The 24,291-nt window shown below is 40.4% G+C and carries 23 protein-coding genes and 1 tRNA gene; 5 read left to right on the top strand and 19 right to left on the bottom strand.

Annotated features, from left to right (window positions below; all coding sequences use genetic code 11):
* Positions 1 to 331: 331 nt before the first annotated feature.
* Positions 332 to 1,537 carry a GAF domain-containing sensor histidine kinase gene (locus tag EGN73_RS12200; protein ID WP_219290076.1) on the top strand — a complete coding sequence of 402 codons (1,206 nt, stop codon included), beginning with the start codon at positions 332 to 334 and terminating at the stop codon, positions 1,535 to 1,537.
* A 1-nt stretch (position 1,538) separates the two neighbouring features.
* On the opposite strand, the gene EGN73_RS12195 is transcribed toward EGN73_RS12200, so the two are convergent.
* The 4 genes from EGN73_RS12195 to EGN73_RS12180 all read right to left on the bottom strand — a co-directional run bounded on the left by EGN73_RS12195 (position 1,539) and on the right by EGN73_RS12180 (position 8,753).
* Complete coding sequence (locus EGN73_RS12195; protein WP_219290074.1) at positions 1,539 to 2,684, bottom strand: 1-acyl-sn-glycerol-3-phosphate acyltransferase; 1,146 nt, start codon at positions 2,682 to 2,684, stop codon at positions 1,539 to 1,541.
* Between the two features lie 144 nt (positions 2,685 to 2,828).
* Positions 2,829 to 7,568, bottom strand: coding sequence for a chitobiase/beta-hexosaminidase C-terminal domain-containing protein (locus EGN73_RS12190; RefSeq protein WP_246611563.1), 4,740 nt, complete (start codon positions 7,566 to 7,568; stop codon positions 2,829 to 2,831).
* Between the two features lie 417 nt (positions 7,569 to 7,985).
* On the bottom strand, positions 7,986 to 8,501 hold the full coding sequence (locus EGN73_RS12185) for a YdeI/OmpD-associated family protein (RefSeq protein WP_219290070.1): 516 nt from the start codon (positions 8,499 to 8,501) through the stop codon (positions 7,986 to 7,988).
* 72 nt (positions 8,502 to 8,573) lie between these two features.
* Positions 8,574 to 8,753 carry a histone H1 gene (locus EGN73_RS12180; protein ID WP_219290066.1) on the bottom strand — a complete coding sequence of 60 codons (180 nt, stop codon included), beginning with the start codon at positions 8,751 to 8,753 and terminating at the stop codon, positions 8,574 to 8,576.
* Positions 8,754 to 8,992: 239 nt separating this feature from the next.
* Here EGN73_RS12180 and EGN73_RS12175 point away from each other — a divergent pair, with 239 nt between their 5' ends.
* Complete coding sequence (locus tag EGN73_RS12175) at positions 8,993 to 10,555, top strand: calcineurin-like phosphoesterase C-terminal domain-containing protein (RefSeq protein ID WP_219290064.1); 1,563 nt, start codon at positions 8,993 to 8,995, stop codon at positions 10,553 to 10,555.
* A 477-nt stretch (positions 10,556 to 11,032) separates the two neighbouring features.
* On the opposite strand, the gene EGN73_RS12170 is transcribed toward EGN73_RS12175, so the two are convergent.
* Positions 11,033 to 11,105, bottom strand: a tRNA-Gln gene (locus EGN73_RS12170).
* A gap of 130 nt (positions 11,106 to 11,235) precedes the next feature.
* On the bottom strand, positions 11,236 to 11,874 hold the full coding sequence (gene trhA, locus EGN73_RS12165) for a PAQR family membrane homeostasis protein TrhA (RefSeq protein ID WP_219290063.1): 639 nt from the start codon (positions 11,872 to 11,874) through the stop codon (positions 11,236 to 11,238).
* A 225-nt stretch (positions 11,875 to 12,099) separates the two neighbouring features.
* Between trhA and EGN73_RS12160 the strand changes: the two genes are divergently transcribed.
* Positions 12,100 to 12,348: a hypothetical protein gene (locus tag EGN73_RS12160; RefSeq protein ID WP_219290062.1), complete on the top strand. Its 249-nt coding sequence runs from the start codon at positions 12,100 to 12,102 to the stop codon at positions 12,346 to 12,348.
* Between the two features lie 63 nt (positions 12,349 to 12,411).
* Here EGN73_RS12160 and rplI read toward each other — a convergent pair whose 3' ends face one another.
* From rplI to EGN73_RS12140, 4 genes are all read right to left on the bottom strand, one after another.
* Positions 12,412 to 12,855, bottom strand: coding sequence for a 50S ribosomal protein L9 (rplI, locus tag EGN73_RS12155; protein ID WP_219290060.1), 444 nt, complete (start codon positions 12,853 to 12,855; stop codon positions 12,412 to 12,414).
* Positions 12,856 to 12,897: 42 nt separating this feature from the next.
* The gene (gene rpsR / locus EGN73_RS12150; protein ID WP_009035688.1) at positions 12,898 to 13,149 is read right to left on the bottom strand and encodes a 30S ribosomal protein S18; all 252 of its coding nucleotides are present in this window, start codon (positions 13,147 to 13,149) and stop codon (positions 12,898 to 12,900) included.
* Entirely contained in the window at positions 13,149 to 13,517 is a 369-nt protein-coding gene (rpsF, locus tag EGN73_RS12145; protein WP_219290058.1) for a 30S ribosomal protein S6, read from the bottom strand. The genes rpsR and rpsF overlap by 1 nt, the downstream gene beginning before the upstream one ends.
* A gap of 137 nt (positions 13,518 to 13,654) precedes the next feature.
* Complete coding sequence (locus EGN73_RS12140) at positions 13,655 to 14,572, bottom strand: hypothetical protein (protein WP_219290056.1); 918 nt, start codon at positions 14,570 to 14,572, stop codon at positions 13,655 to 13,657.
* Positions 14,573 to 14,605: 33 nt separating this feature from the next.
* Here EGN73_RS12140 and EGN73_RS12135 point away from each other — a divergent pair, with 33 nt between their 5' ends.
* Complete coding sequence (locus EGN73_RS12135; RefSeq protein WP_219290054.1) at positions 14,606 to 15,193, top strand: methyltransferase domain-containing protein; 588 nt, start codon at positions 14,606 to 14,608, stop codon at positions 15,191 to 15,193.
* A 6-nt stretch (positions 15,194 to 15,199) separates the two neighbouring features.
* On the opposite strand, the gene EGN73_RS12130 is transcribed toward EGN73_RS12135, so the two are convergent.
* Complete coding sequence (locus EGN73_RS12130) at positions 15,200 to 15,973, bottom strand: O-methyltransferase (RefSeq protein ID WP_246611562.1); 774 nt, start codon at positions 15,971 to 15,973, stop codon at positions 15,200 to 15,202.
* 1 nt (position 15,974) lies between these two features.
* Positions 15,975 to 16,361 carry a Co2+/Mg2+ efflux protein ApaG gene (apaG, locus tag EGN73_RS12125; RefSeq protein ID WP_219290047.1) on the bottom strand — a complete coding sequence of 129 codons (387 nt, stop codon included), beginning with the start codon at positions 16,359 to 16,361 and terminating at the stop codon, positions 15,975 to 15,977.
* Positions 16,362 to 16,438: 77 nt separating this feature from the next.
* On the opposite strand from apaG, the gene ung reads away from it, so the two are divergent.
* Entirely contained in the window at positions 16,439 to 17,101 is a 663-nt protein-coding gene (gene ung / locus EGN73_RS12120) for a uracil-DNA glycosylase (protein WP_219290043.1), read from the top strand.
* Between the two features lie 298 nt (positions 17,102 to 17,399).
* On the opposite strand, the gene lepB is transcribed toward ung, so the two are convergent.
* The 7 genes from lepB to yidC all read right to left on the bottom strand — a co-directional run bounded on the left by lepB (position 17,400) and on the right by yidC (position 24,195).
* The gene (lepB, locus tag EGN73_RS12115) at positions 17,400 to 18,476 is read right to left on the bottom strand and encodes a signal peptidase I (RefSeq protein WP_219290040.1); all 1,077 of its coding nucleotides are present in this window, start codon (positions 18,474 to 18,476) and stop codon (positions 17,400 to 17,402) included.
* Between the two features lie 14 nt (positions 18,477 to 18,490).
* Positions 18,491 to 19,213: a 4-hydroxy-tetrahydrodipicolinate reductase gene (gene dapB, locus EGN73_RS12110; protein WP_219290037.1), complete on the bottom strand. Its 723-nt coding sequence runs from the start codon at positions 19,211 to 19,213 to the stop codon at positions 18,491 to 18,493.
* A gap of 1 nt (position 19,214) precedes the next feature.
* Complete coding sequence (locus EGN73_RS12105; RefSeq protein WP_343207106.1) at positions 19,215 to 19,835, bottom strand: DUF5683 domain-containing protein; 621 nt, start codon at positions 19,833 to 19,835, stop codon at positions 19,215 to 19,217.
* 3 nt (positions 19,836 to 19,838) lie between these two features.
* Positions 19,839 to 20,756, bottom strand: coding sequence for a ParB/RepB/Spo0J family partition protein (locus tag EGN73_RS12100; RefSeq protein ID WP_219290035.1), 918 nt, complete (start codon positions 20,754 to 20,756; stop codon positions 19,839 to 19,841).
* A gap of 6 nt (positions 20,757 to 20,762) precedes the next feature.
* A complete protein-coding gene (locus tag EGN73_RS12095; protein WP_219290032.1) occupies positions 20,763 to 21,548 on the bottom strand; it encodes a ParA family protein in 786 nt (261 codons plus the stop codon).
* A gap of 9 nt (positions 21,549 to 21,557) precedes the next feature.
* Entirely contained in the window at positions 21,558 to 22,241 is a 684-nt protein-coding gene (locus tag EGN73_RS12090) for a metal-dependent hydrolase (RefSeq protein WP_219290029.1), read from the bottom strand.
* A gap of 151 nt (positions 22,242 to 22,392) precedes the next feature.
* A complete protein-coding gene (yidC, locus tag EGN73_RS12085) occupies positions 22,393 to 24,195 on the bottom strand; it encodes a membrane protein insertase YidC (protein WP_219290026.1) in 1,803 nt (600 codons plus the stop codon).
* Positions 24,196 to 24,291: the final 96 nt, after the last annotated feature.

Here is a 24,291-nt window from a genome sequence, read left to right as displayed (position 1 = left end):
CTGACAGCAGTGATTATAATTAGAAGATATCAATTGATTCTCGAGGCCCAATGATTTCAAATGGTTTCGTTCACCTCCCTTTAAACCAACTTTAGGAAATAATTTGTCCGTCCTATATCAGGTTCTTTTTGATTGGTACTCCATCTGAATCTAAATTTCTTTATACTTGGAGCAAAAGTTAAAACAATTATGCCGTGCAAATCTAAACTTTTGAAAAGTGAATCTAAGTAAGGATGGATTCTAAACAGTATTTCATTTTCTATTAAGGCTAAATTTGTTTTCCCCTCCACTAAATCTTATTTTTGACTATAACCCCGACATATATATATATATGAGTATTCCTATTCCCTCCAATGAATTTGACAGGGTCATACGCCTGAGTGAGTATGACCTGGACTATACTGACTTGGAATCCCAATTTAAGGATTTGGCTAAATTAGCCGCCAAAGTAGCCGGAACGGAAATTTCGCTGGTCAACCTGATTGACAGTTTTTCTCAATGGTCAGTTTCCACCCACGGGTTGCCCACCATGCAAATGCCACGGGAAGATGCTGTTTGCAGCTACACCATCATGGGGGAGGAGGCTTTTGAAGTCAAAGACCTGACAAAAGACGAAAGGTTCAACAATAAATTTTATGTCAAGGATGATCCAAACCTTACCTATTATTGGGGCATCCCCTTAAAGGATGAAAGAGGATTTAACCTCGGTGCACTTTGTGTGATGGACAAAAATTTCAAAGAATTGAGTCCGGAAAAAACTGATCTGCTCAAGATAATAGCTGATGAGATTGTCAATAGGCTGAAGATTCTTTTGTCAATCCAACAACTAAAATCCAAGATGTCCGACATGAAACAAAACAACAAGCGGGTGGCCCATGATATTCGTGGACCACTGGGTGGGATTATAGGTCTGGCGCAGGTGATTAAAGAGCAAGGAAAGGACAATAGCCTGGATGAAGTATTGGAATTTATACAATTGATTCAAAAAAGCGGTAAGTCATTACTTGAACTGGCAGATGATATTCTTTCGGAAAATTTTCAGGAAACACAAAAGCCCCAAATAAATCCGCATACCGAGTTGAACCTGGAATTGCTCAAAGAGAAGCTTTTGGATATGTATGGAGTACAAGCAAAACAAAAAGGGGTAGGACTTACCATAGACATAGAAGGCAAAGATTTGGAATTGCCATTTAACAAAAACAAGTTGGTTCAGGTCATAGGAAATCTTATTTCAAATGCTATCAAATTCACCTCATCATCCGGAAAAGTTGAACTTAAAATGCAATTGCTAAATAAAGAGAATGAGCAAAACACCTTAGAAGTACAGGTCAAAGACAATGGAGTAGGACTTAGTCCTGAAAAGATTGATGAAATCCTCCAAGGTGGTGCCAAATCCCTCAAAGGTACAGGTGGAGAAACCGGTTATGGGTTTGGCTTGGCTCTCGTCAGGCATCTGGTAATCGGTATGTCCGGTACAATGGAAATCAAGTCTGTACCAGGAGAGTATAGTCTTTTTACGATCAAGTTACCTGTATGATCTAGCTTTGTATTTCTTCCAGAAGCCTTTTCTGGTTGCTTACAGGGTTTGCATACATGGCAAGGAAGCTTTTGACAGCAAGGGGGTTGTTTTGGTCTACCCCTCTTCTAAACCTTGCTTCAAACAGCTTTCTTTCTTCTTCTGTATATTCTGAAGCATATTGTTCCGTCCCGGTAAGCATGTCATGGGCAATGTATTTGGTAGGCCAAAGCTTATAGCCCAAGATGATCTGATCATCTATCAGGTCAGTCAAAGCCTGCAACTGTTTTACCTGTCCCTGGGTATTCTCTTTTATGCCGTCAATTTTATCATTGAGACAGTCACCTACGTGGATGTGGATCCTTTTTTTCTGACCCATGATCCCGCTCAGTAGGGTTCTGAAATCTTCATTTTCACCTTTGACATATACTTCTTGGTTGGCCTTGGCCAGAAGCTCTGGCATTTTGAGCACGTCGGTAGGGTCGTATTCGTATGAAATGCTGATTGGCACTACGTTCAGTCTTTTAAAATAATCCAAAAAATGTTCTCCCTGATCTGAAGCCATACTGATCATTTTGAGGACTCCTTTGTGGGTCATATCATTGCCATCTTTGGTCCTGCCTTCTCTTTGGGCTATCCAAACCGACCGGTTTTCTCGCAGCAGCGAATGCCGGATAAAAGCAGAAACAGTCCTGGAGCTTTCCAATAGTTCTCTGGCGGGAAGTCCACGTTTGATGGTGAAGTTTCTTGTTAGTCTTGAAAGGTGTTTCAGAAAAGGTTTTTTGACCAAATTGTCACCAATGGCAGAAGTAGTCATAAAGTAGCCATGCTCATACAGACAAGCATTGAGCAAAGAAGTATCCAGAATAATGTCCCTGTGGTTGGAGATAAAGAGGTAGGAAGTGCTTTTATCGAGTTTTTCAAAACCGGAGGTAGACAGACCTGCCGAGCTTTTTTCCAGTACTTTTCTTACCCCGGGATATATGAAATTGATCTGAAAATCTCTTATGGAATGACAACGCAACATGAGGTCTTTCCAATGGCTGTCTTCCTGCTCAGGAAAGGTAAAGTTCATCATTGCCTTCAACATAGGATGATCTATGATTTCCCTGATGGCTTGATTTACTTCAATGTCGTAATATGGTCTGATTTCTTCGAATGGAGACATTCCCATGTGATTGATGAAATACAAAGAAAGTAAATTTTAAGTAAAGCACCTGTCAATATATGGCAATAATAAACTTTAGATGTTTTGGGAAAAACAAAAAAAGCTGCCCCTAAGGAGCAGCTTTTAAGATTTATTATAACTGTATTATCTGATTATCAGTCTTTCCACCTGTCTTTGTCCCAATTGATTGGTAATTACGATCAGGTAAGTTCCCTTGGATAGGTTGGATACATCAAATTCAGCAAAACCATTTGAAGTCAGATCTGATGCGATCAAGGCACCAGCTGAAGTTCTAAGCTCTACGTTGTGCAAGCCTTCTGCATTTCTCAAGCTGATGGTCACCTGTCTGTCAGCAGGGTTAGGGAATACCCTCACGTTGACATTTGTAGGTCTGATCGGGAACCTGATGGTTTCAGATGACCTTTCACATCCTGATTCATCTTGGATGACTACCCTGTAATTGCCAGATCCGGCTGTTCTGACGGCATTTGAAGAGCCCGTTTGGATAATGTTCTCATCTTTGAACCAAGTGAACGTATATGGACCTTCAATCGTAGTCAGCATTCCCCTTTCAAATAGGATAAATGGCTCAGGAAGCTCTCTATTGGTTACTGTAAAGACATCTGTCAAGTTGAAGCAAATATCACTTTCAGCCAAAGCCCTGAACTGTGTAGTTGCAGTTAACCCGCTCACCTCAAGTACGGACAATCCTTCGCTGCCCTCTACCATTTCCCAAGTCTGACCATCCAAAGATGATTCCCAGAACACCACTTGGGTAAAGTTGCCACCAAGCAGCTGAAGTTCAGTGCTGCCAGAACCTAAGCAAAGCTCATTTTCCCCAATAATCATAGGTATGTCAATGTCACACCTTAAAGTAAACCTGGTTTTGACAGGGATGTGGTCGGATGTGGTGTTGAGGTAGTTTTGTACTAAGTCAAAAGGAGCTACCAGTCTTTCAGAATTGACTATCCAATTGTCCCTAAGTTCATCAGAAATGATGACATGGTCGATTACATTTTCAAATGAAGGGAAGGACCTTAGACCAGCATTGCTCAGAGACAAGGTCACAGGAATGTAGTTTTCAGGATCATTGATGTAAGAGATAAATGATGTCTCAGAGGTATTTACTGTAGGAGCGGTTTGGTCGGCTACAGTTTCATCCAGATCGTCATTGTAATCCCCAAGAATGATCAACGGCACATTTGGATAATACATGTCCAAAGAGTCTTTCAATACATCCACGTCATACCTTCGCATAGCATATCTAGGATTTCCGGCACTTTCGCCCCCACCATTGGATCTTGCATGCACATTGATCAGATTGAATTTCTGCTTTTTGCCATCTATATTGGCGTTCACTTCCAAAAGGAAAGGAAGTCTTCCGCTTGCCCAGAACCTGTCAGGAGGTGATGGATAACCTACCAGATCAGATGGCTGAACCCCTTCCAATAACACTCTAGTGTTAATAGGTTCTACAGTAGATTTTTTGTAAAGGAAGACAAGTTTTTGAGCTGTTTCAAAATTGTCCGGGCCAAGTGATACAGCAGGAGAGACGATACCTTCGTAATCTTCCAAGGCTTCGATCAACTCATCAAGTTTTTCAATACCTGTAATCTCCTGGAATGCATAAACATCTGCATCTAGGTCTTCAATGATGGTTTTTACATTCTGAAGCTGAAGATCCAGATTGCTTGGCCCATTGCTTGGAGAGCCAAACCACTCTATATTCCAGTTGACCACATCAAAAGTTTTATCTTTGGAAACAGTCGCTCCGGTCAGATAACCTCTTTTTACATTTATATCTCCGGATTCAAATGTGATAGGACCGCTAAATGCACCTTCAGAAGTAGGGGCAAAGCGAACTGTAACCGTTTTGGTTCCTGTCAATTCTTCGACAGAGTAATTGAGGCTTGGGCTGAAATCTACCCCGTTTTTAGAAAACTCAAAACCGCCAACCGGACCATTGTTAATTGTCAAGGGTGCAATTGGATTGCTTAGGTTGAAATTGAATGACCTTGTTTCAGAAGAAACGGTTCCTGCAGGGATGATTCCAAAGTGGAAGTAGTCCACATTACCGATGTTGTTGGAGAAGAATGGAGCTGCCGGTACATCTGAACTTCTTAATTCAAAATCATCCAATGTCCACCTGGCCGCACCTTCTTCGGGTGAAGAATTATAGACAAATGCCAATCTTATTTTTTGATCCAGGTATTCAGTCAAATCCAACTCACCGGAGAAGGTCCATACATCGCCGTTGGCAAACCTGTCTTCCAATTCTGTCCAGTTGGCCAAATTAGGATCACCTTCTACATAATCCGTGGAGATCATCAACTTCAACCTTGGGCCGGTAAATGCCACCCTGCTGTAGAAAGAAAGTAAAGGAATGTTGAAGCCTGTAAGATCAAATTCAGGTGTGATCAACCAATCTTCATTCAGCCTGGCACTTCCTGCGGCAAAGCCATTGATCTGCATTCCAAAAGGCGCAGAGGCAGTAGGAGTGGTGCCTGCTCTTCCGAAGTTGGTACACAACCAATCCTGATCGCCTAATACACTGACAGTGGACCAAGAACCTCCAATGGGGCCAAGGTTGGCCTGACAAATATTGTTGAAGTCTTCAAAGATATTGAAAGGATCGAATACTGATCCGCTTACGCTTACCGATACCGGGAGCGTTCCGGAAGTTGTATTTGTGATACTAGCATTGAAAGTTCCTACATTGGAGTTATTCAATTGAACAAATACTGTCTGAGCAACACTAAGTTCCTCTTCTGTGAATACAATAGACTCCGAGAAGATATTCCCGTCCTTAGAGACCTGATAAGGAGCTGGTGCAGATACCGTGACATCTCCTTCAAGGTTTTCAGCAGAAATTTCATAGGAAATAACAGAAGTAGTACCTGCCAAACTGACCGCACCAAAGTTCAATTCGCTTGGGCTAACTTCAATTCTTGGGATAATTACACCATCGGCATCTTTGACGATTCCTGTGAACGTCACAGGAATTGCTCCAGGGAAGAAATTCGTAACTCTAGATGTTCCTCCTGAAGAAATTGTCCCGCCATTGGCAGACACATCACTTGTAGCAATGATCCTGAATTCAACATCTCCTGAAAGGTTTTGTAATGTTGATAGATCGATGATTTGATTCACAAAAGAACCTGTATGTTGCCATTCTGCCAATCTAGTAGTAAAACCATCACCCGAATATACCAAAGCTAAATCTCTAGGACCAGTATTTGATGAGGTGCTTCCTATCTGTAATGCTGTCATATCAACCAGCTTATCAGCTGACACATTGAAGCCAAAAGTAAAATAGCGGTCATCTCCTGCATTCCATCCATTTGAGTTGATAGAGTTGTTGCCCCCTGTAGCATTTATTCCAGCTCCTCTAGTAAAATCTCTTGCAACTACGCCTTGCACTAAGGCATTTCCAGTTGTTGATACTTGATCCCCAGGAGCGCCTGTGAAGTCCCAATTAACAAATTCAATAGGCTCTAATACCTCAGGAATAGTAATGTTCAAATTAGCGATACCGATTTGTCTACTTCCACCCCCAGCATTGAATCCCCTATCAGAAGACCATTCAATAGTGACCAATTCTCCTGGGAGGATATTCAGTCCAGAAAGTAGTGCAGATTTATTTTCATCTTCTCCTGAAGAAGTGCTGTAGCTCAGTTCTGAAACAGTAGTTCCGTTTACCGTTACCGTCCATTCTGGGAATCTTGTTTGATCAACCCTACTGACTCTTCCTAAGTAAGAAATCTCCAAATCAGAAATAGGGAATCCAGTTGTGTTTTCTAATGTCAAAGTAGCGGTAAGCAGCCCGGAAGTTCCAGTATGTTGGTATCCTAGCACATCTCCTCCTCTAAAACCTCCAGCAGTACCGGAACCAAAAAGTCCATTGTAATTCAGTGCGCCAGCTGAGAAAGTCCATTCACCCTCTGAACCAAATGTAGTTACAGGACTGCTTAAGCTTACAAAGTTTTCAAAGTTTTGTACATAAGGAATGCCGGTAGCAGGAGTTGCAGGAACATTAATGATAAAGTCAGCAGTAGCCACAGCACTGATTCCCAAACCATCCGCCAAAGCGATGGCCGAAAGTGTAGCACTTTCTTCTATGACTATTGGACCTGTATAAGTTAAGCTTCCTAAATTAGGCTCGGAACTATCAAGTGTATAATAAATAGAGGCATTATCTGAAGAAGAGGAAAGTGTTACTGTGACAGCTTCATCGAAAGTACCACCATTAGGATCGATAATCGGAGTTGCGGTCGGATCAAGAATTTCCCCTATAGGCTCACCTTCGATAAAAATTTCATCAATTCTATTAGTTCCACCACTACCTATGGCCGCATCATTTACAGATATATCTGAAGTATTCAGCCATCGGATTAAAAGTAAAGGTTTGTTGCTCGCCTCAGATGGAAGGGCTATTTTATTCAAAACCCCAGTAGTTAAGTTGTTAGCAACGGTGATTGAAGCACCAGGTATATCTGTCCAAACTAAACCATCCAAGCTATACTGTGCTTTAAAGTCTCTAGGACCTGTACCAGAACTTTGTTGTTTGGAAGAAAGGGTCAAGTTTGAAAAACCAGTCGAATTCACAGGTACAACCCAGAATCTTTCTCCTTCGTTAATCCAGCCACTAGATGTAATCGCCCTACCTGGAGATCCAGCGACATAACCTGTGATGTTGGCATTGGTCAAGGTGATTTCCTGAATCCCAACATTAAGGAAATTACCTTGGTCTGCGAAAGGAGATTCTGCTCCTGTCACTGTACCGAATGTCCAGCCTGCAACTACTTCTGTTTGAGCATGTATAGAGATACTGCTCAAAATCATGAATAGTGCAAGCAAAATTGATTTGCGTAAATTGTGTTTCATGTAAGTTTAAAATGAATGGTGTGAACAACTATTTTTAATTTTCATAAAATGCTTCTAAAAATAGTATATACGACACAATAAATTCAGAATATTCTTGTTACTGAATTGTTAAAAAATCTCCCATTTGAAATTTTGTTGGGAATTTTATCAAAAAAATGAACTAAAATTGTGATTTTCATTTACCTTTAATACACAAAAATTACTGGTTTTTAGTACGTTTATACCTTTTTCATGTTTTTGTATAGGTACAAGAGTTTGGAGAAATTAAAAGAAAAGTGGTTTGTATTCGTAGAAAAATTTTGGATTCCTTTAGTAAAGACGACAAGTAGATTTTTTTACAGTTGGATTAATTGTGAAAACAAAACCATTAAAAACCTGAATTTTGGTAATTTATCTTAAACCAAACGAAATTGATATCTACTTGCCGAGGTTATTGAAATACTTTATTTTTTCGTTGAGCTTTTTGAAATCCAGATTTCCGCGGCTTTCTTTTAAGTGGGCCAGGATGGCCAAAGATTTATTGATTCTCGAATCAGGGTTTTTTACTTTGCCTACTAGGTAAATCAGGCTTCTTTGTTTACCTTTTGTAAGGGAATTAAAGTATTCTGCGCCTTCCTGATCCTGATCCAACATTGTTTGAAACTCCTCCGGTACTTCATGCCCAAATTCAGACCTGTCTTTTTCCAGGGTGACTCTAATTTTGTCCCTTTCGGAGATGCTTAATTTTTCACATTGCTTTTTGTTCAAAAGAAAAAACCAATATTCTTTTGTTTTCATCAATGCAGCATGTTGGTACTCAGACCCAGCAATGCTGAAGAGTATCCTTCTATTGGTACCTTCTATCAATTGTGAGGCAATGTCATCAGGGACTGGTACATGGTAATGCCAGAGTGCGGAATTGAAGTTTTCTAAAGTTGTTTCAAACTGATGCATACATGGAATAATAAAAAAGACCACGCATTCAAAAATAGCATGGTCTTTTTCTCGATACCTGTTGTGAAAAGTTTACTTTTTTGAATTTTTGATTTCCGTTACCTCATTTCTTATGTCCTGAGCCATTTTTTTGAGGTTGTTCATGCCGTTTCTTACTCTTGTTCCGGCGGCTTTATTTCCCTGATCATAGAATTTTTTAAAATCTGCCTCAAGTGCATTGACCTGTGCCATCACTTCATCGAATTTGCTCATAAATAATAAGTTTTGGGTTAAAATTTAAAATAACTAATTCAAGATATACATAAATACCAATTTGAAGAATGGGTAAGGTGATATTTTTAAAAAATCTTACTAAATCTTGCCTGAAATAGGTTAAACTCTTGAATAATAATTAATATATGGCTGTAAAGGAGATTCTTAATGCAAGTTTAACTTTGTCGTAACCTGTTTGAAAAATGGGTCATCTATTTTTAAAGAAAAAACTTTCAGACATGAGAAAATTATCAGCTTTTATGCTTTCGTTTTTCCTTTTGTTCACTTTACAGGCACAAACCGTCACTGGTGTGGTGTATGAAGACAGTAACAAAAACGGAAAAAGGGAAAGAAGAGAAAAGGGTATTGCGGATGTTGCAGTGTCCAACGGAAATGAGGTAGTGCTGACTGATGCAAATGGACGCTATGAATTGCCTGTTTCAGATGATCAGGTGATTTTTGTAATTAAGCCAGCCGATTATGGGCTTCCAGTAGATGAGAATAACCTACCTCAGTTTTTCTACATTCACAAACCGAAAGGCTCACCTACCACATATAAGTTTAAAGGAGTGGAGCCCACCGGAGAATTGCCCAAATCTGTTGACTTTGGTCTTTTGCCTGGTGAGAAAAAAGAAAAATTTACGGCATTGGTGTTTGGGGATCCCCAGCCTTACTCCTTAGAGCAGCTAGATTTTTTTGACAGGGGAGTGGTAAAAGAGGTCGAAGGAATAGACGGGATAGATTTCGGTATTTCGCTTGGTGATATAGTAGGTGACAATCCAGACCTTTTTACACCGTATTCTAAGGTAATAAGTAAGGTGGGCGTTCCATGGTTTTCTGTCATGGGCAATCATGACATGAATTTTGACGCCCAAAGTGATGCGCTTTCGGATGAAAGTTTTACAGCACATTTTGGCCCAGCTACTTATGCTTTCAACCATGGTAATGTTCATTTTATCGTTTTGGAAAACATCCTTTATCCTGACCCAAGAAAGCAGACACAGTATTGGGGAGGATTCAGGGAAGATCAGCTCAGTTTTATTGAAAATAACCTTAAGACAGTTCCCAAGAACAAACTGATCGTATTGTTTATGCATATTCCGCTTTTTGAAGAAGGGGACAGTTTCAGAGATGCTGATAGGGAAAAGTTATTTGAACTGCTATCGGATTTTCCCAACACATTTTCCTTATCAGCACATACGCATTATATGAAACAGACTTTCTTTGGTAAAGAGGATGGATACAATCAAGAAAAAGCACACCATCACTTTAATATAGGAACACCTTCGGGGGACTGGTATTCCGGTGAGCCTGATGAAGATGGAATACCTATGGCCACTATGAGAGATGGGTCTCCGAATGGTTATGTATTTCTTGATTTTGACGGGGTGGATTATGTGGCCAGGTACAAGCCAGCCAGAAGGAGCGGGGATTATCAGATAGAAGTGTTTGCTCCCAAGGTGTTGAAAAAGGGTGTGAGGACCTCTTCGGGGATTTTTGCCAACTTTTTTACAGGGACCAAAGATGACAAAGTCATGTACCGGATCAATGGTACTGAATGGAGACAAATGAGTAACATGGAAGATTATGATCCTGCTTACCTGGTCAATATGTTCAGATGGGATACTGCCGATGAGCCTATTGGTCACAGGAGGCCATCCAATCCAGTTCGTACAGATCATCTTTGGAGGGCAGGTATTCCTGCGAATTTAGAAGCAGGAGAGCATACCGTAGAGATACAGGCAGAGGATATGTATGGAAACGTACATCATGCCAGTAGGACTTTTAAAGTGGTGGAGTGATACATAATCTGTAGCCTTGTCTTATTTCATTTGTTTCGCAGTAATTCTATATTGAGAAGATATTAGGTGGATATTAAGTTGATATCAGGATATATATATATCCGCAATAATACCACTAACCAATTTAAATAAGGGCCTGGATCACTCCGATACTAATAGATACCTGCCTGCCGCAGGCAAGTTGGATCCGCCTCAGCGGACAAGTTATTCATTGATAACTTGTCCTGATTTATCGGGATTGGCTAGAAATCATAGGTTTGTTCCATTATTTAGATTCTACTTGTAAGTAAGCGGATAAGCATATCATGATATTTGTTCACATAACTTTACGAATTAAAATGGTTTCTGCTTGCTATGCGAAAGACTGCGGATAAATTACCAACAGTTTACAGTCATAGGGATTTGTGGTATTGCTTGTAAGAAAGCTTGTAAATGTAAAAAAATGAAAAAGCCGCTTATTTCTAAGCGGCTTTTTTGTTGACCGACTAGGGCTCGAACCTAGACTCTTCTGAACCAAAATCAGACGTGTTGCCAGTTACACCATCGGTCAATTTTTAATTTTTAAATTCCCCTCCCTCGAAAGGTGTCACAAATGTAGGAGGACTTTCTTTTTTATGCAAATTTGCCTTAAAAGAATTTATAGCAAGGCATCTAAAGTTCTAAATTTCAACCTGAAAAAATCAAGTTGGTTTCAAAATTGATAATATTGCAGCGAAATGTAGCACGGTACCCAGGAGCACAAAAAGGTGCCAGATGGTATGGGCGAAGCGCATTGCAGGCTTGGTGTAGAAGATAGTGCCTAAAGTATAGCTAAGTCCTCCTGCCGCTATCAATATCAATGTGGAAACATCAAGTGTGGTATAAAGAGGCTTTACCAGAAAGATGGCCATCCATCCCATTCCCAGATATAGGATTAAAGAGGCTTTTTTGAACCTGTGGGTATAAAATATTTTGAATATCAGGCCAAAAGCTGCCAATCCCCAGATTATCCCAAAAAATATCCAGCCCAAAGTCCCTCCAATGGTCAGTAAGAGGAATGGAGTGTAGGTGCCTGCTATCAAAAGGTAAATGCCAATATGGTCAAATGTCCTTAACCAGGACTTTATTTCCTCCTGCTGCATGGCATGGTAAAGGGTAGAAAATGTGTACAAAAACAATATGGAAGCCCCGAATACACTGGAGCTGACAATTTCTTTTGTGCCGCCATTAAGCATAGAAAAAGTAACCAAAAGGGAAATGGCCACGATACTGAACAATATTCCAAAACCATGGGTGATGCTGTTGGCGAATTCTTCTTTCAGGCTTTGTTTTCTTTCCATGTCTTGAATTTCTTTGTAAATCTACTTTTTCCTATGGTATTGCAAAAATAATAGCAGTGGAGGTAAAGAAAATACCTTGTAATAATATCAATGAAATCGATTGTTCGTTGATTCAGTTTCAGTAATCCATTGATTATTTTGTATTTATGGAAAGTTTTGCATTGTTTTGTTTCAGAATTCAAAAAATAAAGGTGTAAAAAGAATTCAAACCAAACTTATCATATCATGTCAGTAAAAATTTCTGAAAAAACGATTGTTTCAACTCTGGAGAAACTTGAAAAATTAAAGCTTGACGAAAAACTTCATGCGGAGTTGTCTTGGTGCTGGAACAGCTATCAGTATGACAGCAACCCAGTTGGGGTGATCGAAAAGAGTAAAGTGGCTTTGGAGCTTTTCAAGGCCAAAAGACAGGAAAACAGCAGAGCTGTTGCCAAGAAATTGGTAGATGATCTGGAGAAAATCACTCAAAACTAAGAGTAAAAACAAAAAGGCTTTCGATTTCGAAAGCCTTTTTTGATTCTGATATATAATAATTGCTTATTCAGCTACTACTACAAATTTTACAGAACTGGTTACTTCTCTGTGTAGGTCAACTTCAGCTTCGAATTCGCCTTCGCCAGATACAGGCATATTGATGGCGATTTTCTTTCTGTCGATTTCGATACCTTTTTCAGAAAGTGCATCAGAAATCTGAAGCGTAGTGACTTTACCGAAGATTTTTCCGGACTCACCGATTTTAGCTTTGATCTCAAGTGTGATGCTTTCTAGCTTGGCAGCCAAATCTTCAGCTTCAGTTTTGATTTTTTCTGCTTTGTGTGCGGCTTGCTTGATGTTTTCTTCAAGGATCCTCTTGTTGGAAGGTGTTGCCAACATGGCAAAACCCTGTGGAATCAGGTAGTTTCTTCCATAACCTGGCTTTACCTCCACCAGGTCATTTTTATACCCTAGTCCTTTTATATCTGTTTTAAGAATAACTTGCATTGTTGTACAATTTAAAATTTGAATGATCCGAAAGATGATGGTTTATTTCAAACCGTCAGTTACGAAAGGAAGGAGTGCCAAGTGTCTTGCTTTTTTGATGGCATTGGCTACTTTTCTCTGGTATTTCGCAGAGTTTCCAGTCAGTCTTCTTGGAAGGATTTTACCTTGCTCATTGACAAACTTCAAAAGGAAGTTAGGATCTTTATAATCGATATACTTGATACCGTGCTTTTTGAATCTACAGTATTTCTTTCTGTTTTCGACTCTGTTGATGGGTTCGTTTCTTAGTGTCATTAGGCTTGCTCCTCCTTAGCTTCAGCTTTTTTGTTAAATTCACCTTTTCTTCTTCTTTCGGCATAAACGATTGCATGCTTATCAAGAACTGTTGTCAGGAATCGCATTACTTTTTCGTCTCTTCTAAGTTCTACTTCAAGCTTTTTGATCAAAGTAGGCTCAGCTTTGAATTCTACCAAAACATAGAAACCAGTGCTTTTTTTCTGAATCGGGTAAGCCATTTTCTTAAGACCCCAATTTTCAACATTGATGACATCTGCTCCCTCTTTTTTTAACAAGTCTACAAACTTGTCTACGGTATCCTTCATCTGAACCTCAGACAAAACGGGAGTAAGTATGAATACCGTTTCATAATTTTTCTGGAACATAATTTAATTGTTTATCTGTATTTGATTTAAACAGACCGCAAAAGTAGAAGAATATTCCGTGTATTGCAAACCGAGTTAGGAAAATATACCTCAAAAGACTTTGTCAAAAGCAAAAAAAACGGGGTTTGTCCCCCCGTTTACTTTACTTCGAATGTTTTTGACCCTATCTGGTATCCATCTGCATAGATGCGTACCTCGTAGATACCCGAATTATATTTGCTACCTTTTTCGTAATAGTAGGTAAGTTGATGTTTGCTATTATTGAACATCAGGTCCTGATGAGCGGTATAAAACTCCTCTCTTCCATCCAGTGAAAAAGTACCTGATCCCTTAGCCACATCAAAAATAGGTTGGTTATTAGGCGCCATGACCTGAATGTAAATGTCCCTATGTCCCTCAGGTGCTACTTTATTGTCTGCGATGTTGAACGATACTTTGAGCTTTTCTATTTGTCGGTTTCTAAAGCCATCTTCCCTTTCCCTTCCTCTTGAATTGACGGCAGCCACGACAATATTTTCTGCCTTGAGCATAGCAGCGATATCTACCTTTTCCTGTAGCTCCTGCTGTTTTATGTTCAGTTCGGCTACTTCTTTTTCAATAGTGGCCTGTGAGGTTTTCAGGTCTTGGTTTTCGGCAAAAAGTTGCTGGTTTACCTCCCTTAACCTTAGGATTTCCTGATCTTTTTCCTGAAGGGTCGCGGAGAAGCTATTGATCCTTCTGTTAAGGGCTGCGATTTCCTCAGAAGATCGTTTCCTATCTGAATTTCTTTCAGCGATAAGCTGGGCACGCATTTCTTCCAATGCTTCAATGTCCCCACCAAGTTTTTCTATTTCCTGGATCCGAAGGTCCAGTTGATAGGTCATAGAATCCAGCCTTTTGTTGAGTTCGTTGTTTTCTTCAGATAAGATTAGGATTTCTTCTGATTTGCGGGTACGATCCAGGTAATCGGTATATAACTTGATGCCGCTGATGATTACCAAAATAACCAAAACAATAATGAGGATATTTTTACCATTATCACTCTTCTTTGGTTGTGGATTGTAGTTGTATTCCATAAGTTTAACCGATAATAATTTCTATTTCATTCTATGAAGACACAATTGGATGCCCAATACTGGAGCGCTCGCTATGAACAGAACCAAACCGGATGGGATGTTGGTTATGTAACGACCCCAATTAAGCAATATTTAGACCAATTTTACCAAAAAGAAGTAAAGATACTTATTCCAGGCGCTGGCAATGCTTATGAAGCAAAATATGCCTTTGAAAACGGTTTTCAAAATGTTTTTGTGTTGGATTTGTCTCCTGTTCCTTTACAGCGGTTCAAAAAGAACAATCCGGGATTTCCGGACGGGCAACTGATACTCGGAGATTTTTTTGAACATCAGGGGGAATATGACCTGATTTTGGAACAAACCTTCTTCTGTGCTTTGGATCCTGCGCTCCGGGAAAAGTATGTGTCTAAAATGAAAAGTCTGCTCAAGCCGGGCGGAAAGTTGGTAGGTGTGCTGTTTGGTATAGAATTTTCTCATGAAGGACCGCCATTTGGAGGACTGAAAGAAGTATACCTGAACTTGTTCAGAAAACACTTTCCAAAGGTGAGTATAGAGCCTTGTCACAATTCAATAGTTCCCAGACAGGGCTCAGAACTGTTTATCATGGCCCCTAACGATTAGTTGAGTTTAAACCGAAAGTACATGATGTGATTTGGTAATACCTTTTCTAAAAAACAATACTCCGCATTCATAAAAATCCAGACTTAAACTCACTTCTGTTGTCCGGAGGATTTCCTTCCATGCGGTGGTCATTTCTCTGGACCAGTAGATGTCTGCAATAGCCACTATGCTTTTTTCATGCAAGTAAGGTAAGATGATCTGAAAATAGCGTAAAGTGGCCTCTTTGGTATGGGTAGCATCGATCAGCACAAAATCCACTTTGCCTTTTGCCTGAAGGTGGAATGGGAGGGTGTCACTTATTTCTCCCTCCATATATTCTATTTGAGGGCTTTGGTGCAATGACCTGGCTTTCTCCACCAAAGAAGGACTTCCTTCGAAGGAGTAAAGTTTGCCTTTGGTTTCCTGACTTAAGTAAAGGGTGTTTATTCCCAAACAAGTACCCAGTTCGATGACGTGCTCAGCAGGCGTTTGAGCTATCAAAAAGGAGTAAATGGTTGAAAACTTTCTTTTAGTAGTACTGTACTTGTAAATTTGGGCAGTGATTCGTTTTTTTTCTTTCAGTTTTTTGGATCCTGCACCATAATCCACAACCTGAATCTGTCCCCTTTCTGTAGATAGTATTGCCCTTTCTCTGACAAAGGGGTCTTGTTGCTGCAATTCCTTCTTTAGATAACTCTTTAGTTCAGTGTAAAATCCGGAAATAAACGGACCTTGAAGGGAATACTTGTCTTCCTTATTGAGCCAATAGTTGAGGAATGCTAAATAGGGGTATACTTCCAAATCAATTGTCAAAAATATCTGCGATCAATTGGAATTCGGGGATCTGTACTTCTATTACTTTTCCGTCAAATAGTTTTTCCATCTTATAAGAACCTCTCATCTTCCCCAAACCGGACTTTAGGTTACAGCCGGAAACATATTCATGTCTTCCGCCTGGCTCCAAAATAGGTTGCTGTCCTACCACGCCGTCACCTTCTACTGTTTTAGTAGCATCACCAGCATCATGGATTTCCCATTTTCTTCTCAACAATTGTATGGTGTGGGGACCGTTGTTTTCTATCTTTACCTTGTAGGTAAATACATAGTGATGTTGGTGGGGACTTGAAAATTCAGCTTGGTAGGTGGTTTCTACGGTGACCTTAATACCTTCAGTGATGGCTGTTACCATGATTTTGCTTTGGATGATGCCTTTACAAACTTTAAAAATATAATTAAAATCCTTAACTACAACGCAATAGTATCAAAATGGATGTGAAAATTGAAGAAAGTTGGAAAAAAAGACTGAATAGAGAGTTTTCCAAGCCTTATTTCGTGCAATTGACTGATTTTGTACGTGATGAATACCGCAATCAGGTGATTTTCCCCAAGGGTCCGGAAATTTTCAATGCTTTTACACATTGTACTTTCGAAAATCTGAAGGTAGTAATCCTCGGTCAGGATCCTTATCATGGACCTAATCAAGCCCATGGTCTTTCATTTTCTGTTAGAGAGGGAGTGCCTTTCCCTCCAAGTCTTCTAAATATTTTCAAAGAAATCAACAGGGATTTGGATCAGTCCATCCCCTCAAATGGAAACTTAGAGCGGTGGGCAAAGCAAGGGGTATTACTTTTGAACGCTACCTTGACTGTAAGGGCCCATCAGGCCGGATCCCATCAAAAAAAAGGCTGGGAGGAGTTTACGGATGCTGTGATCAAATGCATCGCAGAGGAAAAGGAAAATGTGGTATTTATGCTTTGGGGTGCCTATGCTCAGAAGAAAGCGGCTTTTATTTCTGATCAGAAACACCTGAAACTTCATGCCCCACACCCTAGCCCTTTATCGGCTCACAGAGGTTTTCTTGGCTGCTCTCATTTTTCCCTTACCAATGAATATCTAAGGAAAATGGGATTGGAAGAGATCGTTTGGTGAATTAACTGTGACTTATAGATAAATAGTACTACCCACTGAAGAGATCTGGAGGTTAAAAATAATCCACAAAAAGGAACAAAAGTCACAAAAGTAAGGTGAGAGGATGTTTTTGTTTATTTGTGACTTTTGCCGAATTTGGGTTAGCTAGTGGTTATAAGTAAATCTGATGGAAGATTATTCACTCTTAAAACAAAAAAACTCCCTGAAGCTTTTTTCAATTGGCTTCAGGGAGTTTTGATACTGTTTATTTTACTAGAAAGGACTTGATACAATGTCCTTTGTATATGCTTGCTCAGTATCAGTTGATACCTTTAAAGAACCTGTTCCATCTGATCTTGTTGAACATGGATTTGTGTTTGTCGAGGGATAGCCACAAGAACCAAGCTTTTCCTACAATGTGATCTTCAGGGACAAAGCCCCAGTACCTAGAGTCCAAAGAATCATGACGGTTGTCTCCCATCATAAAGTAGTAATTTTGCTTAAAGGTATAAGTGTCTACTTTTTGTCCATCTATAAACAGCTGATTGTCCCTGACTTCTACATTGTCCAATCCTTCAAACTTTTCGATAGTAAAGGCATATTTGGCAATATTTTCCTCATCCAAGGTGATTGTCCAATCTTTTCCGGGTACTTCAAGTGGTCCCATATTGTCTTTGTTCCATCCAAAATAAGCACCATCAGGGAAGACTCTTGGGTCACCAAGTCCATCTTTGTCTGTTCTTCGGTTGATACTTCCCACTGCTGGGGACTTCTGCAGTTGGTCTATGGTCTCTTCGGTTGCCATTACCAAATAACCTGAACCATTAGAGAATGGCATGTAGCTCTCCGGATTGATCCCATAATCTGCAAAAAAGTCAGCACTGAGATTTCTATTGGTCATGACATCATAAGAAAACTGCATTTCTGCTGGATTCTCTCCCAATTCTCCATTTACAAAAAGTTGGGTGCCACGTATTTCCAATTCATCGCCTGGAATAGCCACGGCCCTTTTGATGTAGTTGGTTTTGAGATCAGCGGGATGCTCAAACTCAGCAGGATAATTGAATACCACTACGTCATTTCTTTTTACCGAAGAAAAACCAGGTAATCTCATGTAGGGTAGCTGTATCCAATCTACATAAGAATTGGCATCTGTCCCCCATATTTTCTGGTGGGTAAGAGGAATCTGTAGGGGTGTTTTAGGGACCCTGGTACCATAATGCATTTTACTCACAAATAGGAAGTCACCTACCAAAAGGGATTTTTCCATTGATGCTGTAGGAATGGTAAACGGTTCCAGCAAAAGCCATCTGATCAATGATGCTGCAATTACTGCAAATACTAGTGCGTCTACCCATTCACGGGTAGCTGACTTTTTCTTTTTTTCTCCTGTCATTGTAGTTGAAAATTTTAGAAAGATAGGAAATCATCCATAGATAAAACACCTTTTTTTTCTTTTATCCATTCTGATACCAATACAGCTCCAAGGGCAAATCCTTTTCTGCTATGAGCGGTATGGGTGATCTCAATATCGTCAATCTCAGATTGATAACGGATAATATGTGTGCCCGGTGCAGGGTCAATTCTTTTGGCAGTAATCGGTAAGCTACCGGAAGGAACTTCTCCATTATCGGACAGTTTCCAGTCCTGCACGCGGTCAATCTGTCCGATGATGCCTTCTGCTAGGGTGATGGCTGTTCCGCTTGGAGCGTCTTTCTTTTCAGTATGGTGCACTTCCTCCAAGCTGATTTTATAATCTTCCTGGTCCTTCATCAATCCGGCCAGAAATTTATTCACTTTGAAGAAAATATTTACGCCAACACTGAAATTGGAAGCATAGAAAAATGCAGTAGCATTTTTTACAGTCAAGTCATCGATGTCCTGCTTTTTGTCCAGCCAACCTGTGGTACCGCTTACTACAGGAATGCCTTTTGAGATTGCCCAGCTGATATTTTCAAATGCAGCGTCAGGCTGACTGAATTCTATGGCAACGTCTATTTTTGAAGAGTCGAGGGTATCTAGATCTCCTCTGTTGTCGATATTGATTTTTCCGGAAATATGGTGGCCACGACTTTCGGCTATTTCACCGATTATTTTGCCCATTTTACCATATCCTAGTAAGAGTATATTCATGTTAGAAATTGATTTTTAATGATAAGCCAAACATATTGTTGCCTGCCCAAAGATTTTCGTAAACCGGCTCAAGCCTGAAAGTTAAGTCATCACTGACATCAAAGGAAGACAAATGCGCATCTACATGAGCATCGACGATATTTAAGGCATAGATTCCAATAAAGATGAAATAATTCAGATCCCTGTTTCTACGCCAGAAATTCACCTGTCTTACCAGTCCATCCCTGTTGAGATTAGGCAAAGGATTTTCCCTGTCGGGATCATCAAATGCTCTCAAGGCATCCAGCAGGAATTGATACCTCCTGTTGTTGAAGTCAATGAAGAAGATATTGGTGGCAAATCCTCCATAAATCAAGGGTACTTTCCAGGCTTTTTCATTGTACACCTGTCCGGCTCCTGGAATGACTGCTGAGAGAATTGTCGCTTTCTTCGGATCTTTGACATTTTTGTCCCTTAGATCAATCACAGGGATTTCATCGCGGATGTTGTTTAATGTGTCTATCCTTTGTGCATGCGTTCTTTCAAGCGTCACAAAGGATATAACAAAAACAGCAATGATCCTGATAAGAATCATTGCCTGTGAATTTGAGTATTCAGTACTTTTGGGAATGGCCGTTTTCAAGGCTTAGATGATCTCCAATATTTCCAATATCCTGTTCAGGTCTTCTGTAGACCGGAAAGGGATTTTAATTTCTCCTTTGTCCTTGCCATCAGATTTCAGCTGTACTTTACTGCCAAAGTGTGATGCCAAACGTTGCTGGATCTTGCCCATTTCATATTTTTTGACCGGGTCGAGCCCCTGCATTTTATCAGTTGATTTTTCGGTAGGACCTTCGTTGAGGGCTTTTACTAAAGCTTCCACTTTTCTTACGCTGAGTTCTTCTTCAATGGTTCTTTTGTAGATAGCCAGCTGCTTGTCTACATCTTCTACGTTGATGATGGCTCGGGCATGTCCCATGGAAATTTTACTGTCCCTGAGTCCGGCCTGAATATCAGGCGGTAGCTTCAGCAGTCTCAGGTAATTATTGACAGTGGTTCTGTTTTTTCCAACTCTTTCACCCAGTTGCTCCTGCTTGAGGTCGCACTCGGCCAATAATCTCTGATAGGAATGTGCGATTTCAAGGGCATTGAGGTTTTCCCTTTGAATGTTTTCGATAAGGGCCATCTCCAACATCTGCTGGTCATTGGCTGTACGCACATAGGCGGGAATTCTTTCCAGTCCGGCAATTTTGGATGCCTGAAACCTTCTTTCTCCTGAAATCAACTGGTATTCTCCATCAGATAATCTTCTTACCGTAATCGGCTGAATGATGCCCTGTACCCTAATAGAGTCTGCCAATTCCTGTAAGGCTTCTTTATCAAAGTGGGTCCTTGGCTGAAAAGGGTTGACCTGTATTTCTTCCAGTGAGATTTCGAATATTCCGGCAGATGGGTGGGAGGGAACCAGTTCCTGGTTTTTGGCTTTTTGCGGGGAATCCTCCAGCAAAGCTCCAAGACCTCTGCCCATGGCAGGTTTTTTCTTTATGGGTTTCTTATCGGACATGTTTCTTTATGCGTCAGTTGTATTCTTCATTCCGTTTTTGATGGCAATTTCATGCGCCAGATTGAGGTAGGCTACTGCCCCTTTTCCGTCTGCATCAAAGGCAATAACAGGTAGTCCGTAACTTGGAGACTCACTAAGTCTTACATTTCTAGGAATGATGGTTTCAAAAACCAGGTTTTTAAAATGCATCCTTACTTCATCCACTACCTGATTGCTTAAACGCAACCTGACGTCATACATTGTAAGTAGGATGCCTTCAATTTCGAGGTCAGGGTTGAGCCTGGTCTGAATGATTTTAATTGTATTGAGCAATTTGCCCAAACCTTCCAAGGCAAAATACTCGCATTGAACGGGGATGATTACCGAATTGGCTGCTGTCAGGGCATTGATGGTAATGAGGCCTAGAGATGGTGAGCAGTCAATGATAATGAAATCATAATTGTCCTTTACTTTGGCAATCACATTTTTCATTTTTTCCTCCCTGTTGTCCAGGTTGATCATTTCTACCTCGGCACCTACGAGGTCAATATGTGAAGGTACCAATTGAAGGTGTTCGATTTCAGTATTCAGGATAATGCTGCTGATGTCAACGCCATCTACCATGCATTCATAAATACTGTTTTCTATGCCTTTAGGGTCATGCCCAAGCCCTGAAGTCGTATTGGCTTGCGGGTCTGCATCAATGACCAATGTTTTGAACTCCAGTACAGCCAAGCTGGCTGCCAGGTTCATAGCTGTAGTGGTCTTGCCGACGCCTCCCTTTTGATTTGCTATGGCAATTACTTTTCCCATCAGGTTTGTTTATATCTTTATAGAATCTCCAATATTAAGTAAAATCAATTCTTTTCCTGCTTTTGCAGCTGCTTTTTTTGCATGTTCAAGATCGATTTCAATGTACGGGAAAGTATCGTAATGCATTCCGATTATTTTGTCAGTGCCTACAAAATCTGCTGCTTTGATGGCATCTTCTATCCCCATGGTGAAATTGTCGCCTATGGGCATAAATGCAAAATCCACTTTAAATTCTTCCCCGATAAGCTTCATGTCATAGGTGAGGGCGGTATCCCCTGCATAGTAAAAACAGCCTTTTTCATGCTTAATGACAAATCCACCAGGATTGCCACCTGATGCTCCGTCAGGGAGGGTACTGCTATGAATGGCATTGACGTATTTTACTTTTCCAAAATCAAATTTTTTGCTGCCTCCATGGTTCATAGGGTGATATTTTTCAATACCTTTTTCCGCAAACCAGACCGCCACCTCATAATTGGAGACCAGCATGGCGTCAGATGCCTTAGTGATGGCCTCCGCATCTGCCACATGATCTTCGTGACCATGGCTGATCAATACATAATCTGCACGAAGGGAAGAAACATCAATTTTAGAGGCTTTTTCATTTGGGCTGATAAAGGGGTCAAAAATGATGGTTTTGTCTCCCACTTTTACCAAAAAGGTTGAATGCCCATAGTAAGTTATTTCAATCATGGTATGTCAGTTTATTGGTTAGTAAGGCTTACAAATATATCATTATTATTGAACCTGCACATGAATTGTTTTCCACATGCCATTGTGGAAAGCTCTAATCCTTTGAGAATGAGCAAGGCAAACAAAAAAGACCCTTGCGGGTCTTTTTAAATTATTTCTTTTTGTTGGCTTCAGCAGCTTTCATCGCCTCTTCCAGCTTTTGCTGGAATTTCGACTTCTTCTTGTTGGCGTTTTTCCTTTTACTTTCTTCTACTTTTTCGCGGATTTTGGCATCATCCACAAAAAGCTTGATCAAAGCCTGCTGACCAAATGTTACCATGTTGGAGACAAAGTAGTAGAAGCTCAAAGCAGCCGGGAAGGAATTCAATACAAACATGAAGATGACCGGCATGATATAGCCTATATTTTTCATCGGGCCTGTTTGTGCTGTCAGCTGATTGTTGAAGTGTGTATAAGCAATCTGCGAAACGGTCATCAGCAAGGTAAAGAGACTGACGTGTGCACCATAGAAAGGTATGGTAAAGGGCAGATAAAATATAGCATCATAAGTAGATAGGTCATGAGCCCACAGGAAAGATTCCTGTCTCAGTTCGATGGAATTCGGGAAAAAGAAAAACATCGCAAACAAGAATGGCATCTGGAGTAACATGGGAAGGCACCCTGAAATCGGACTGACGCCCAATTTGCCGAACAGCTTCATCTGTTCCTGCTGCATTTTTGTAGGATCGTCAGGATATTTGGCTTTTAGCTCATCGATTTCAGGTTTGATCACCCTCATTTTGGCCATTCCAATGTAAGACTTATAAGTCAGTGGGAATAAGGCGGCCTTGATGATCAATACAATCAGAATAATAATGATACCATAATTGGTGAAATACCTCTCCAAAAACTGGAAAAGGTTGACGATGATGTATTTATTGACCCAGCTGACAAAGAAATAGCCCATGTAGACATTTTCTTCAAAACCGGGGGTTACTTTCTTTAATACATTATAATTGTTCGGGCCAAAATAGTAGCTCAGATCTGCTCTTCCATTTTCAAGTGGAAGTACGACCTCAGCCCTTACATTTTTTACTGATAGTGTATCACCTGGTGTTTGCTGCTCAAATTTTCCTGAATTGAACTGTCTTTCTGCAATAATACCTGAAGTGAAAAACCTCTGACTGAAACTAAACCATTTCAATGGATCATTGATCTGATCATCATCAGCATCTGAGGTCAGGCTAAGGTCATTGTGTTTTCCTGAGGTTTTATACCAATTGATGTTGGTTTTTCTTCTGGATTCTTCCAGGTCCTGCTCCTGTCTCAGCAACCTGTCGTCCCATACAATCTGTACTTCGTTGCTGCTGAGGTTATTGTTGAGTCCGGAAAATTCCAGGGATTTTCCCAAAATATAACTTCCTTCAGGCAGCGAGTAAGTCCTTACGATCTGTCCGCTTCCACTTTGGGCGATAAAAGTAATTACATTGGCTTTGACCCCGTCCACGTCCATTGTAGATACGGTTGGATTGAAATAAAACTGATTCAGGCTAAATTCACCTTTATCTGTCTGTATCATGAAATCCAGGTCGGAGCTTTCCTGGTCCAAAAGTACCAATGGTCTTTGGTCCCAAGTTTTGAACTCTTTTAATTCCACTTGTTTGATTTCAGCCCCTTTCGAAGAGAACGTGACAATCATTTTGTCGTTTTCCAGAACGACGTCTTCCTGCTGACCTTTAGTCATTGCGGCGAAAACGCCAAATTGCCTTAAGGCCATAGCATCCTGCAGGCTGTCAGGTTCGGAAGTTTCCGTACCCAGCTCTTCAATGTCTTCCCTGTCCTGATTGGCAATGGCTGTTTGGGCAGCTTCGGTAGTCTCTTCAGGTTGGGGTTGTGGAGCACTCGCAAAGAAAAGCGAATATATCAGCAGGACTGCTGCAAATAATATCAGCCCTGTCGCTTGATTTCTATCCATAAAATTTACTTTATACTCATTTTGGAAATGCAAAAGTAACCCAAATTTGACAGCTTCCATGAATCTGTCCAAATTTGGGTTACTTTATCTGTCACT

It is taken from the genome of Arthrospiribacter ruber, from assembly GCF_019343195.1.
In the GTDB taxonomy this organism is placed as follows: Bacteria; Bacteroidota; Bacteroidia; order Cytophagales; family Cyclobacteriaceae; genus Arthrospiribacter; species Arthrospiribacter ruber.
Note: the sequence above shows the minus strand (reverse complement) of the source record. Positions and strands in the feature narration are given on the sequence as shown.